At 59.6% G+C, this 11986-nt stretch carries 15 protein-coding genes; all 15 read right to left on the bottom strand.

Features of this window, described 5'->3' with window-relative positions:
* Positions 1-10 precede the first annotated feature (10 nt).
* The gene (ispG, locus tag TK42_RS19405; RefSeq protein WP_003175952.1) at positions 11-1120 is read right to left on the bottom strand and encodes a flavodoxin-dependent (E)-4-hydroxy-3-methylbut-2-enyl-diphosphate synthase; all 1110 of its coding nucleotides are present in this window, start codon (positions 1118-1120) and stop codon (positions 11-13) included.
* Positions 1121-1122: 2 nt separating this feature from the next.
* On the bottom strand, positions 1123-2115 hold the full coding sequence (locus TK42_RS19410; RefSeq protein ID WP_103734903.1) for a RodZ family helix-turn-helix domain-containing protein: 993 nt from the start codon (positions 2113-2115) through the stop codon (positions 1123-1125).
* Complete coding sequence (gene pilW / locus TK42_RS19415; RefSeq protein ID WP_103734904.1) at positions 2115-2873, bottom strand: type IV pilus biogenesis/stability protein PilW; 759 nt, start codon at positions 2871-2873, stop codon at positions 2115-2117. Before pilW ends, TK42_RS19410 begins: the two co-directional genes overlap by 1 nt.
* A 12-nt stretch (positions 2874-2885) precedes the next feature.
* Positions 2886-4034: a 23S rRNA (adenine(2503)-C(2))-methyltransferase RlmN gene (rlmN, locus tag TK42_RS19420; RefSeq protein ID WP_005791178.1), complete on the bottom strand. Its 1149-nt coding sequence runs from the start codon at positions 4032-4034 to the stop codon at positions 2886-2888.
* A gap of 29 nt (positions 4035-4063) precedes the next feature.
* Positions 4064-4489: a nucleoside-diphosphate kinase gene (ndk, locus tag TK42_RS19425; protein ID WP_003175956.1), complete on the bottom strand. Its 426-nt coding sequence runs from the start codon at positions 4487-4489 to the stop codon at positions 4064-4066.
* A gap of 92 nt (positions 4490-4581) precedes the next feature.
* Positions 4582-4782 (bottom strand): Fe-S cluster assembly protein IscX, encoded by a 201-nt coding sequence (iscX, locus tag TK42_RS19430; RefSeq protein ID WP_032879605.1) that lies wholly within the window; start codon positions 4780-4782, stop codon positions 4582-4584.
* Positions 4783-4796: 14 nt separating this feature from the next.
* The gene (gene fdx / locus TK42_RS19435; RefSeq protein WP_005791182.1) at positions 4797-5138 is read right to left on the bottom strand and encodes an ISC system 2Fe-2S type ferredoxin; all 342 of its coding nucleotides are present in this window, start codon (positions 5136-5138) and stop codon (positions 4797-4799) included.
* A 3-nt stretch (positions 5139-5141) separates the two neighbouring features.
* On the bottom strand, positions 5142-7004 hold the full coding sequence (gene hscA / locus TK42_RS19440; RefSeq protein ID WP_078822258.1) for a Fe-S protein assembly chaperone HscA: 1863 nt from the start codon (positions 7002-7004) through the stop codon (positions 5142-5144).
* 51 nt (positions 7005-7055) lie between these two features.
* Complete coding sequence (gene hscB, locus TK42_RS19445; protein WP_005791186.1) at positions 7056-7577, bottom strand: co-chaperone HscB; 522 nt, start codon at positions 7575-7577, stop codon at positions 7056-7058.
* A gap of 8 nt (positions 7578-7585) precedes the next feature.
* Entirely contained in the window at positions 7586-7909 is a 324-nt protein-coding gene (gene iscA, locus TK42_RS19450) for an iron-sulfur cluster assembly protein IscA (RefSeq protein ID WP_003209680.1), read from the bottom strand.
* A gap of 28 nt (positions 7910-7937) precedes the next feature.
* Entirely contained in the window at positions 7938-8324 is a 387-nt protein-coding gene (iscU, locus tag TK42_RS19455) for a Fe-S cluster assembly scaffold IscU (protein WP_032879603.1), read from the bottom strand.
* Between the two features lie 99 nt (positions 8325-8423).
* Positions 8424-9638 carry an IscS subfamily cysteine desulfurase gene (locus TK42_RS19460; RefSeq protein ID WP_003194019.1) on the bottom strand — a complete coding sequence of 405 codons (1215 nt, stop codon included), beginning with the start codon at positions 9636-9638 and terminating at the stop codon, positions 8424-8426.
* Positions 9639-9688: 50 nt separating this feature from the next.
* Positions 9689-10180, bottom strand: coding sequence for a Fe-S cluster assembly transcriptional regulator IscR (iscR, locus tag TK42_RS19465; protein WP_003194020.1), 492 nt, complete (start codon positions 10178-10180; stop codon positions 9689-9691).
* A 302-nt stretch (positions 10181-10482) separates the two neighbouring features.
* Entirely contained in the window at positions 10483-11265 is a 783-nt protein-coding gene (gene cysE, locus TK42_RS19470; RefSeq protein WP_032879602.1) for a serine O-acetyltransferase, read from the bottom strand.
* A 2-nt stretch (positions 11266-11267) separates the two neighbouring features.
* A partial coding sequence (locus TK42_RS19475) for an RNA methyltransferase (protein WP_256584609.1) occupies positions 11268-11986 on the bottom strand: 719 nt, incomplete at its 5' end.

The raw sequence follows: 11986 nt of genomic DNA on the forward strand, positions 1-11986 counted from the left end.
ATTCGTTCAATCAGCCGCGAGCGATCAGCGCTGCGTCAGCGGCGACCTTCTCGGCCGCTTTCTCGCGGATCAGCTTTTCCAGCTCATCCACCAGATTGTCATTCGTTAGCTTCTGCGACGGCTTGCCGTCGATGTAAATCAAATTCGGCGTACCACCGGTCAGGCCCACATGAGCCTCTTTGGCCTCACCCGGCCCGTTGACCACACAACCGATGACTGCGACATCCAGCGGCACCAGCAGGTCTTCGAGGCGAAGCTCCAGGTCGTTCATGGTTTTCACCACGTCGAAGTTCTGCCGCGAGCAGCTCGGGCAGGCAATGAAGTTGATACCACGGGAACGCAAACGCAGGGATTTGAGAATGTCGTAGCCGACCTTCACTTCCTCTACGGGGTCTGCCGCCAGGGAGATGCGGATAGTATCGCCAATCCCTTCGGCGAGCAGCATACCGAGACCCACCGCAGATTTCACTGTGCCTGAGCGCAAACCGCCAGCTTCAGTGATACCCAAGTGCAGTGGTTGCACGATTTCCTTGGCCAGCAGGCGGTAGGCTTCTACCGCCATGAACACATCGGAGGCCTTTACGCTGACCTTGAAGTCCTGGAAATTCAGGCGCTCCAGGTGCTCAACGTGGCGCAGTGCCGACTCGACCAGCGCCGCCGGGGTAGGCTCGCCGTATTTTTTTTGCAGGTCTTTTTCCAGGGAGCCGGCGTTCACGCCAATGCGGATCGGAATCCCACGATCACGGGCAGCGTCCACCACGGCGCGCACGCGGTCTTCGCGACCGATGTTGCCCGGGTTGATACGCAGGCAGTCCACACCCAGCTCGGCCACGCGCAGTGCAATCTTGTAGTCGAAGTGAATGTCGGCAACCAGCGGCACCTTGACCAACTGCTTGATGCGGCCGAAAGCCTCGGCGGCATCCATGTCCGGTACGGAAACCCGCACGATGTCTACGCCGGCCGCTTCCAGGCGATTGATCTGGGCGACGGTGGCGGCCACATCGTTAGTGTCGCTGTTGGTCATGCTTTGCACTGCAATGGGGGCATCGCCCCCCACGGGCACCGAGCCGACCCAGATCTTGCGCGATACGCGACGTTTGATTGGAGATTCGCCGTGCATGACTATTGTCCCAACTTGAGGCGAGCGGTCTCGCCACTGGTGAACGGCGCCACGTCTACAGGCTGGCCGTTGTAGGCCACTTGCGCGCCACGGGCAAAGCCCAGACGCAGCGTCAAAGGAGGCTTGCCGCCCTGGTCAAGCGTATCTCCCTTACGCTTCAAACCGCTGAACAGCACTTTGCCGTTGCCATCGGTGACCTGCGTCCAGCAGTCAGCGATGAAGGTGATCTGTACGCGCCCGTCACCGGCGATCAACGCAGGGGTGGTCGGAGGCGACATTGCTGGCGCTGCCGGTGCGGCTGGCGCAGGCGTCGCGGGTGCGGGTGCGGGTGCGGGTGCCGCAGGAGCTTGAACCACGGGTGCTGCCGGGGTCACCGGCGCCTGTACCGCCGCAGTGTCAGCAGGCGTGGTGCCCACTTGCGGCGCCGGCTGCTCAGCCGTAGCCGGCACTTGCGGTGCGGCCTGCCCTTCGGCAACCGCCTGGTCTTCCGGCTCGTCCAGCGGATGAATCTGGGTGGTGCCATCGGCGCTTTCGACTTCGACGTGCTCCATGGCGTTGCTGGTCAGGTCTTTGTTGCGCTGGGAGGCCTGGTCTTGCCACCAGACGAAACCGCCGCCGACCACGGCAACCAGCAGCAACAGGCTGACAATCCGCAAAATCGTGTGGGAAACTCGCGTTGGCTCTTCGATGCGCCCAAGGCCATGGACATTGCTGCCCTGGGCATCGGTACCGGTGAACTGGTCGAATTCCTGCACCAACACGGCCTGGTCAATACCCAGCAATTTGGCGTAGGCGCGAATATAGCCACGGGCAAAGGTGTGCCCAGGCAGCTTGTCGAACGCGCCGGCTTCCAGATTGGCCAGGGACGTGCTGGTCAAATTGAGCTTGAGGGCCACTTCCGCCAGCGACCAACCATTGCTTTCGCGGGCCTGACGCAAGGTTTCGCCTGGGTTTACGCGATTAGCTGCTACATCTTCCGGGTGCGCGGCTTTCATCATTGCTCCGACAGGTATTGCTGATATTCCGGCGTACCGGGATAGAGTCGTTCGAGTTGCTGGCCAAAACGTGCGGCCGTGTCGTGTTCTTCATGAACCGTCGCCAGGCGCACACCGAGCAATAGACTACGTGCATTTTGCCCGCTGAGCAGGCTAAAACGCTCGTAATAGTCTCGTGCCGGCACATAATGCCTGTCTTCGTAAGACAACTCAGCCATTTCGAGCAAAGCCCGTGGCTGGCGACTGTTCAGATGCAGGGCTTTTTCCAGCTGCTGACGCGCGCTGTCGCGCTGACCCAGGCGCATCGAGGTCACCCCGAGGTTCTCGAACACCCGCGAACGCTCAGGATAAAGAGTATCGGCGCTGGCTTGCTGGAAATAAGCGGCGGCTTGGTCATACCGTTTCTGCTCGAACAGGAAACTGCCATAGTTGTTCAGCAAGCTGGGATCGGCAGGACGGGAAGCCAGGGCCTTGCTGAAATAGCGGTCGGCCAGCTCAGGCTCTGCCTGGGCCTGAAACACCAGAGCCAGTGCGGCGTTGGCATCGGCATCCGCGCTGTCCAGTTCAAGGGCCTTTTTCAGCGGCACCTTGGCTTGCTCGCTCATACCTTGACGCAAATACCCCAAGCCCAATTGCACATAGGCAACCCGCGCCTCATCACGGCCTTTAGTGGTGTGCAAAGGGCTGTCATGGCCCGATGAAACACAACCGGCAACGAGGCCGGTAAGCAGTAAAAGCAGCGCAAGGCGCAAGGGCATAGAGATCCTCTCTCAGATTCGATTCACAGCAATTTGCGGCAAATCTTCGGCGGCGTTAAGTTCGCGCACGGCGATATAACGTTCGCTGCGGCGGGTGCGGTCCATCACCTGCCCTACCAATTGGCCACAGGCGGCGTCGATGTCTTCACCACGGGTGGTGCGTACGGTGACGTTGTAGCCGGCCTGGTGCAGTTGATCCTGGAAACGGCGGATGGCGTTGTTGCTCGGCCGCTCGTAGCCAGAATGTGGAAACGGGTTGAACGGGATCAGGTTGATCTTGCACGGCGTGTTCTTGAGCAACTCGATCATCTCGACCGCGTGCTCGACCTTGTCGTTGATGTCCTTGAGCATGGTGTACTCAATGGTCAGCACACGCTTCTCACCCAAGGTCGCCATGTAACGCTGGCAAGATTCGAGCAGCATCTTAAGCGGATACTTCTTGTTGATCGGCACCAATTGGTTACGCAATGCGTCATTCGGTGCGTGCAACGACAACGCCAGGGAGACGTCGATGTGCTTGGCCAGCTCATCGATCATCGGCACCACGCCGGAGGTCGACAGGGTCACACGGCGCTTGGAGATGCCGTAGCCCAGGTCGTCCATCATCAGGTGCATGGCCGCAATCACGTTGTCGAAGTTCAGCAGCGGCTCACCCATGCCCATCATCACCACGTTGGTGATGGCACGGTCGACGGTCGCCGGGACGCTGCCAAAGGATTTGTTGGCAATCCACACCTGGCCGATGACTTCGGCGGCGGTGAGGTTGCTATTGAAGCCTTGCTTGCCGGTGGAGCAGAAACTGCAATCCAGGGCACAGCCTGCCTGGGACGAAACGCACAAGGTGCCGCGTTTGCCCTGGGGAATGTACACGGTCTCGACGCAGCTGCCGGACGCCACGCGCACCACCCATTTACGGGTGCCGTCGCTGGAGATGTCCTCGCTGACAACCTCGGGACCACGCACCTCGGCAATGGCCTTGAGCTTGTCGCGCAGGGCCTTGCTGACGTTCGTCATGGCGTCGAAATCGTCGACGCCAAAGTGGTGAATCCACTTCATTACCTGACCGGCACGGAAACGCTTCTCCCCGATTGAGTCGAAGAATTTCTCCATTTCCGGCTGAGTCAGACCCAGCAGGTTGGTTTTAACAGTCGATGTAGTCATGGATTCACCCTCACTCTTTAAGCCGATGCTTAGCGAGCGGTTACTTCAGTAGCAGCGAAAAAGTACGAGATTTCGCGAGCAGCAGCGGCTTCGGAGTCCGAACCGTGAACAGCGTTGGCATCGATGGACTCAGCGAAGTCAGCACGAATGGTGCCGGCAGCCGCTTCTTTAGGGTTGGTAGCGCCCATCAGCTCACGGTTCAGAGCGATAGCGTTTTCGCCTTCCAGAACCTGAACAACAACAGGACCGGAGATCATGAAGGCAACCAGGTCGCCGAAGAAGCCACGAGCGCTGTGCTCAGCGTAGAAGCCTTCAGCTTCAGCCTTGGACAGTTGCTTGAGTTTCGAAGCTACAACCTTCAGGCCGGCTTTTTCGAAACGAGTGGTGATCTCGCCGATGACGTTTTTTGCAACAGCGTCAGGCTTGATGATGGAGAAAGTACGTTGAACAGCCATGGTGTAACTCCAGAAACGGTAATTTACGAAAAATTAAACCCGCGAATTATACGCGGGTTATTGGGTATTGCCTAACTGCGTAAAAAGGCGGCTCAGTCTGCTTCTTCGATCCACAGGCCTTGAATCGCCTCCAGGACCTTTTCGCCACCCCGGTCAGGGATGTCGTCAAAATCCGGCAGCGCCATTACGAGGTTGCGCAGCTTGACGAAGTTCACGGTAAGAGGATTGACCTCAGGGTGAGCTTCGGCAAGTTGTATAGCGATTTCTTGTACATCAACCCATTTCAGGCTCATGACAGTTCCTTGAATCAATGCGGCGCTTCGGCGGCATGGTTGAGCGAATATTTCGGAATTTCAACGGTGAGGTCTTCAGTCCCCACTTTCGCCTGGCAACTCAGACGCGACGTCGGCTCCAGCCCCCACGCCCTATCAAGATAGTCTTCTTCCAGGTCGTCAGCCTCATTAAGGCTGTCGAAACCTTTACGAATGATGCAGTGGCAAGTGGTGCAGGCATTGACGCCACCACACGCACTTTCAATCTCGATATGGTTGTCGTGCGCGACGTCAAGCAGGGACTTGCCGGTCTCTGCCTCCACGACCATGCCATCCGGGCAGTGTTCGGCGTGCGGTAGAAAAGTGACCTGCGGCATCAGTTATTCCTCGATTTCATTCAGGTTGCGGCCCGCCAGTGCGGCTTTCACCGTCTGATCCATACGACGGGCGGCAAAGGCATCAGTCACTTGCGACAGGCGCTTGGTCTGTTGCTCGATGGCGTAACCATCGTTGCCTTTCATCAGTTCGGCCAATTCCTGCATCTGCAGGTCGATGACCATGCGCTCTTCGGCATCCAGCAGGCGCTCGCCGTCGGCTTCAAGGGCGCCCTGCACCGCTTCGAGCAGGCGCTGGGCATCCACTTGCTGCTCACGCAGTACGCGGGCAACCTTGTCGTCACCGGCATACTGGAACGAGTCCTTGAGCATCTTGGCGATTTCGCCGTCGGTCAGGCCGTAGGACGGTTTGACCTGGATGCTGGCCTCAACGCCCGAGGCCAGTTCACGCGCAGCCACGCTGAGCAGGCCATCGGCGTCGACCTGATAGGTGACGCGAATCTTCGCTGCACCGGCCACCATCGCCGGGATGCCGCGCAGTTCAAAGCGCGCCAGGGAGCGGCAGTCGCTGATCAGCTCGCGCTCGCCTTGCAGCACGTGAATCATCATGGCCGTCTGGCCGTCTTTGTAGGTGGTGAAATCCTGGGCACGGGCGACGGGGATGGTGGTGTTGCGTGGAATCACCTTCTCCATCAGGCCGCCCATGGTTTCCAGCCCCAGGGACAGCGGGATCACGTCGAGCAGCAGCAATTCGCCACCGTCGCGCTTGTTGCCGGCCAGGGTGTCGGCCTGGATCGCAGCACCGATGGCGACCACTTGATCCGGGTCGATTTCAGTCAGCGGCTGGCGACCAAAGGCTTCGGCGACGGCTTCGCGCACGCGCGGCACACGGGTCGAACCGCCAACCATGACCACGGCCGCCACATCTTCCAGTTCAACACCGGAGTCACGTACGGCACGGCGGCAAGCTCTGAGGCTGCGAGCGACCATCGGCTCGATCAGCGCATCGAAGGCCTCACGGGTCAGTTGAGCCGACCATGAGCCGTAGCAAACCTCTACAGAGTTGGCGTCCGTCAGTGCTTCTTTGGCCGCACAGGCAGTTTGCAGCAAGTTACGCTGCGCGCCCGGGTCCAGGTCGGCAGACAAACCGGCGCTGGTGATGATCCAGCCGGCGATGGCGTGGTCGAAGTCATCGCCGCCCAGGGCGCTGTCGCCACCGGTGGCCAGCACTTCGAAAACGCCGCCGGTCAGGCGCAGGATCGAAATATCGAAGGTGCCGCCGCCCAGATCATAAATGGCGACCAGGCCTTCAGCGTGCTGATCGAGGCCGTAGGCCACAGCCGCAGCGGTCGGCTCGTTGAGCAGGCGCAGTACATTCAGGCCCGCCAGTTTCGCCGCGTCCTTGGTGGCTTGGCGCTGGGCGTCATCGAAATACGCCGGAACGGTGATCACCGCCCCGACCAGCTCGCCGCCCAAGGTTTTTTCCGCACGCTGACGCAGCACCTTGAGGATATCAGCCGACACTTCGACCGGGCTTTTCGGGCCCTGGACGGTGTCGATAAACGGCATATGGGACTCACCGCCGACAAAGCGGTACGGCAACTGGTCGCCCAACTGCTTGACGTCGGACAGCCCACGACCCATCAAGCGCTTGACCGACAGCACAGTGTTCAGGGGGTCCGAGGACGCGGCCAACTTGGCCGACTCACCCACTTCGGTACGATCAGGGTGGTAACGCACGGCGGACGGCAGGATCACCTGCCCATCGGCATCGGGCAGAGGCTCGGACAGGCCGCTGCGCAAGGCAGCAACCAGGGAATTGGTGGTGCCCAGGTCAATCCCGACCGCCAGGCGACGCTGGTGCGGTTGAGGGCTTTGGCCGGGTTCGGCGATTTGCAGTAGGGCCATGGTAATCAGGTCTTATCTGTCTATCAGGCGTGCATCACGGGCAGCACTGGGTTAATCGTCGAGGCGCTCTTCTAGCTGGCGCACTTCGTAGGTGAGCTTGTCGAGGAACTGCATACGCCGCATCAGGCGCTCGGCCTGTTCACGTTGCGCAGCATCATCCCAACAGGCCGCAAAGCTTTCGTTGAGCTCGTCCTGGGCAGTTTTCAGACGACGTTTGAAGACCGCGACACCCGCCACATCGGCTTCGTCCTGCAGATCTTCGAGCTCTTCACGCCATTGCATCTGCTGCATCAGGAAGTCCGGGTCATGCACGGTGACTTCCATCGGCAACTCACCGCCCTTCATCGCCAGCAAATAGCGCGCGCGTTTGGGGGGGCTTTTGAGCGTCTGATAGGCTTCGTTGAGGCTGGCCGATTGCTCCAGGGCCAGGCGTTGCTCACGCTCGGAAGCGTCGGCAAAGCGGTCCGGATGCACCCCACGCGCCAGTTCTCGATAGCGCGTGGCAAGCTGCTCGAGGTCCAGCCGAAAGCTCGGCTGCAGCTCGAATAAAGCGAAATGACAAGGAGTACCCACGAGTAGCCTCAGATGTTGAAGCTTTCGCCGCAGCCACATTCACCGCGCACGTTGGGGTTGTTGAACTTGAAGCCTTCGTTCAACCCTTCCTTGACGAAATCGAGCTCGGTGCCGTCCAGGTAGGTCAGGCTCTTGGGGTCGATGATCACTTTCTCGCCGTGACTTTCGAACACCTGGTCCTCTTCAACCACCTCGTCGACAAACTCCAGCACGTAGGCAAGGCCGGAACAGCCCGTGGTGCGTACACCCAGACGAATCCCCTCACCTTTACCGCGCCCATTCAGGGAGCGGCGAATGTGCTGCGCAGCCGCTTCTGTCATGCTGATAGCCATCGTTGACTCCTTACTCGTCGCCAAATGCTTAGATCAAGCCTTTCTTCTGCTTGTAGTCGCGAACCGCCGCCTTGATGGCGTCTTCAGCGAGTACGGAGCAGTGGATTTTCACTGGCGGCAGGGCCAGTTCTTCGGCCAGCTGGGTGTTGCTGATTGTGACAGCCTCATCCAGGGACTTGCCTTTCATCCACTCGGTCGCAAGGGAACTGGAGGCGATGGCCGAACCGCAGCCATAGGTCTTGAACTTGGCATCTTCGATAATGCCCTGTTCGTTGACCTTGATCTGCAGGCGCATCACATCGCCGCACGCCGGAGCGCCGACCATGCCGGTGCCGACATCAGGATCTTCCGCGTTCATCTTGCCGACGTTGCGCGGGTTTTCGTAGTGGTCGATGACCTTTTCGCTGTAAGCCATGGTACTGAATCCTCACTCATCAGGGCCGCTCTGGAACCCTGTAGAAACGCCTGCGTTTACCGCCACGTTCCTACAGAGCTTGGGTGGCGGCTTCTATATTTAGTGTGCCGCCCACTCGATCTTGGAAATATCGACACCGTCTTTGTACATGTCCCACAGCGGCGACAGAACGCGCAGCTTGTTGACGGCTTCGCAGACCTTCTGCGCGGCATAGTCGACTTGCTCTTCAGTGGTGAAGCGGCCGAACGTAAAGCGGATCGAGCTGTGTGCCAGTTCGTCGTTGCGGCCCAGGGCGCGCAATACATACGAAGGCTCAAGGGATGCCGAGGTACAGGCCGAACCGGACGAGACCGCCAGGTCCTTGAGCGCCATGATCAGCGACTCGCCTTCGACATAGTTGAAGCTCAAATTCAGGTTGTGCGGTACACGGGCAGTCATGCTGCCGTTGATGTACAGCTCTTCAAGGTTCTCGACCTGCTTGTAGAAGCGATCACTCAGGGCCTTGATACGTACGTTTTCGGCAGCCATGTCTTCCTTGGCTACGCGGAAGGCTTCACCCATGCCGACGATCTGGTGGGTCGCCAGGGTGCCCGAACGCATGCCGCGTTCGTGGCCGCCACCGTGCATGGTCGCTTCGATGCGCACGCGTGGCTTGCGGCTGACGTAGAGAGCGCCGATGCCTTTAGGGCCGTAAGTCTTGTGGGCCGAGAACGACATCAGGTCGACTTTCAGCTTGGACAGGTCGATATCGACCTTGCCGGTAGACTGAGCAGCGTCGACGTGTAGCAACACACCCTTGGAGCGCGTCAGCTCGCCGATGGCGGCGATGTCGTTGATGGTACCGATTTCGTTGTTCACGTGGATCACGGAAACCAGGATGGTGTCTTCACGCATCGCGGCTTCGATCATCGCAGGGGTGACGATACCGTCGGTGGTGGGCTCAAGGTAAGTCACCTCGAAACCTTCACGCTCCAGTTGGCGCATGGTGTCGAGGACAGCCTTGTGCTCAATCTTGGTGGTGATCAGGTGCTTGCCCTTGGTTGCGTAGAAATGCGCCGCACCCTTGATAGCCAGGTTGTCGGACTCGGTAGCACCGGACGTCCAGACGATTTCACGCGGGTCGGCGTTGACCAGATCAGCGACCTGGCGACGCGCGTTCTCGACCGCTTCCTCGGCCTTCCAGCCGAATACGTGGGAACGGGAGGCCGGGTTGCCGAAGTTTCCGTCAACCAGCAGGCATTCGCTCATTTTTTGCGCAACACGCGGATCAACCGGGGTGGTCGCTGAGTAATCAAGGTAAATCGGCAATTTCATGGACTTTCTCCTAAATCAGGCTGGCTGGCACGCCGTTAGCTCTTCGGCTGTCACTCGACGGCGGACGCTTCGATCTTGTCCAGACGCGGCGCCTTGGTATTGCAACGGCGCTGGTCCTGACGCTGGGCTACTTCTTGCACCTCACGGCGAGTCACAAGATCAGCCAAGCTGATACCACTCAAAAACTCATGGATCTGCAGGCTCAAGTCACACCACAAGTGGTGTGTCAGGCAGGTGTCGCCGGCGTGGCAATCACCCAAACCCTGGCATTTGGTGGCATCGACGGATTCGTTGACCGCGTCGATCACCTGGGCCACCTGAATGCCCTGCATGTCGCGGGACAATTGATAGCCACCACCTGGACCACGAACGCTGGAAACCAGATTGCTGCGGCGCAATTTGGCGAACAGCTGCTCGAGGTAGGACAGGGAAATGCCTTGGCGCTCGGAGATATCGGCCAGGGACACCGGCCCAGTTTGCGCGTGCAGGGCCAGGTCAAGCATGGCGGTCACCGCGTATCGGCCTTTTGTAGTCAGTCTCATGGACAAGTACCAAGGTGTTTCAGAATGGGAGCAAGTATGCGATTCCCGAGTATTTAAGTCAACTATAAGACCTAGTACTTTAGTCAGGAATACCCGTAAAAAGGGCGCGCGAATCATAGCAGGATGGGGTGGGATGGACCAGCGGGAACAGGGCCTGGCAGAGATCTCGAGACCAATGGAGATCAAAATGTGGGAGGGGGGCTTGCTCCCGATGACTGAATGTCAGTCACTTATCAGTTAGCTGACCCACCGTTATCGGGAGCAAGCCCCCTCCCACAGGGATCTCTGGCGGCCTTGGGACTTCAGCTTGCCTTGGTGGCGGCCTCGTCCTTGATCTCGGCGAAGTCCTCTTCGCGCAACTCAGGCAGATCCTTCGCACAGTATGGGCTGCCCAGATCCTTCAGCGCACCACACATACCGTCCAGCTTGCCGTCCACTGCTTGCAGATGATCAAGCAGCTGACCAATGGCGCGAGCCACCGGATCGGGCATGTCTTCGCTGACGCCATAGGCGTCAAAACCGATCTTCTCGGCCATGGCCTTGCGCTTGGCCTCCTGCTCGTCGCCGACCTCTGGTTTGACGATGATGCGACCCGGAATACCCACCACGGTGGCGCCAGCAGGTACAGCCTTGGTCACCACGGCGTTGGAACCTACCTTGGCACCGGCACCCACGGTAAAGGGCCCCAGCACCTTGGCGCCCGCCCCCACCACCACACCATTTTCCAGGGTCGGGTGACGCTTGCCTTTATTCCATGTAGTACCGCCCAGGGTCACACCTTGGTAAAGCGTCACGTCATCACCGATCTCGGCGGTCTCGCCTATGACAATACCCATGCCATGGTCGATAAAGAAGCGACGGCCCACCTTGGCGCCCGGATGAATCTCGATGCCGGTCAACCAGCGACCGAAGTTCGACACCAGCCGGGCCAGCCATTTCCAGCCCATGCCCCACAAGGCGCCGGACAGACGGTGAATCCAGATCGCGTGCAGGCCCGGATAGCAGGTCAGCACTTCAAAGGCGTTGCGCGCCGCCGGGTCACGATGGAAAACACTCTGGATATCTTCTCGCAAACGCTCGAACATTTTTAATCCTTCCGCTTAAGAAGCTCACCACGGGCCGCTTTCTGGGTTTCCGTGAGGATGCCACGCAATATATTCATCTCCGCCCGGCTCACCGAGCTGCGACCGTACAAACGACGCAGGCGCGCCATCAAGTGCCGTGGCTTTTCAGGATCGAGGAATTCGATGGCCACCAGGGTTTGCTCCAGGTGCTCATAGAACCGCTCCAGCTCGTCCATGGTGGCCAGCTCACCACTTTTGGTCGACGCCACTTCGTCCTTTTCCACTTTGCTCGGCTGGCCGGCAGCAGCCAGCCAGGCCATGCGCACTTCGTACGTCAACACTTGCACCGCCGCCCCGAGGTTCAGCGAGCTGAACTCAGGGTCTGAGGGGATATGCACGTGATAATGACATCGCTGCAGCTCTTCGTTGGTGAGGCCGGAATCTTCACGGCCAAATACCAAGGCAATTTCGGCACCGCCGATGGCCTCTTCCACCACTTTGGTGCCGCACTCACGCGGATCCAGCAGCGGCCAGGGGATACGCCGATCGCGAGCGCTGGTGCCGAGCACCAGGTTGCAGCCGACCAGAGCCTCTTCCAGGGTGGCGACGATCTGGGCGTTTGCCAGCAGGTCATTGGCGCCGGATGCACGGGCATCGGCCTCGTGGTGCGGGAACACCCGCGGTTCGACCAGCACCAGGCGCGTCAGCCCCATGTTTTTCATGGCTCCCGCCACCCCCCCGC

This window comes from Pseudomonas sp. GZJR-8 (assembly GCF_002916705.1).
GTDB lineage: Bacteria > Pseudomonadota > Gammaproteobacteria > Pseudomonadales > Pseudomonadaceae > Aquipseudomonas > Aquipseudomonas synxantha_A.

Excerpts from the sequence above, each read along its gene's own strand:
- ispG (WP_003175952.1), bottom strand. The coding sequence starts at position 1,120 with ATGCACGGCGAATCTCCAATCAAACGTCGCGTATCGCGCAAGATCTGG.
- TK42_RS19410 (WP_103734903.1), bottom strand. The coding sequence starts at position 2,115 with ATGAAAGCCGCGCACCCGGAAGATGTAGCAGCTAATCGCGTAAACCCA.
- pilW (WP_103734904.1), bottom strand. The coding sequence starts at position 2,873 with ATGCCCTTGCGCCTTGCGCTGCTTTTACTGCTTACCGGCCTCGTTGCC.
- rlmN (WP_005791178.1), bottom strand. The coding sequence starts at position 4,034 with ATGACTACATCGACTGTTAAAACCAACCTGCTGGGTCTGACTCAGCCG.
- ndk (WP_003175956.1), bottom strand. The coding sequence starts at position 4,489 with ATGGCTGTTCAACGTACTTTCTCCATCATCAAGCCTGACGCTGTTGCA.
- iscX (WP_032879605.1), bottom strand. The coding sequence starts at position 4,782 with ATGAGCCTGAAATGGGTTGATGTACAAGAAATCGCTATACAACTTGCC.
- fdx (WP_005791182.1), bottom strand. The coding sequence starts at position 5,138 with ATGCCGCAGGTCACTTTTCTACCGCACGCCGAACACTGCCCGGATGGC.
- hscA (WP_078822258.1), bottom strand. The coding sequence starts at position 7,004 with ATGGCCCTACTGCAAATCGCCGAACCCGGCCAAAGCCCTCAACCGCAC.
- iscA (WP_003209680.1), bottom strand. The coding sequence starts at position 7,909 with ATGGCTATCAGCATGACAGAAGCGGCTGCGCAGCACATTCGCCGCTCC.
- iscU (WP_032879603.1), bottom strand. The coding sequence starts at position 8,324 with ATGGCTTACAGCGAAAAGGTCATCGACCACTACGAAAACCCGCGCAAC.
- TK42_RS19460 (WP_003194019.1), bottom strand. The coding sequence starts at position 9,638 with ATGAAATTGCCGATTTACCTTGATTACTCAGCGACCACCCCGGTTGAT.
- iscR (WP_003194020.1), bottom strand. The coding sequence starts at position 10,180 with ATGAGACTGACTACAAAAGGCCGATACGCGGTGACCGCCATGCTTGAC.
- cysE (WP_032879602.1), bottom strand. The coding sequence starts at position 11,265 with ATGTTCGAGCGTTTGCGAGAAGATATCCAGAGTGTTTTCCATCGTGAC.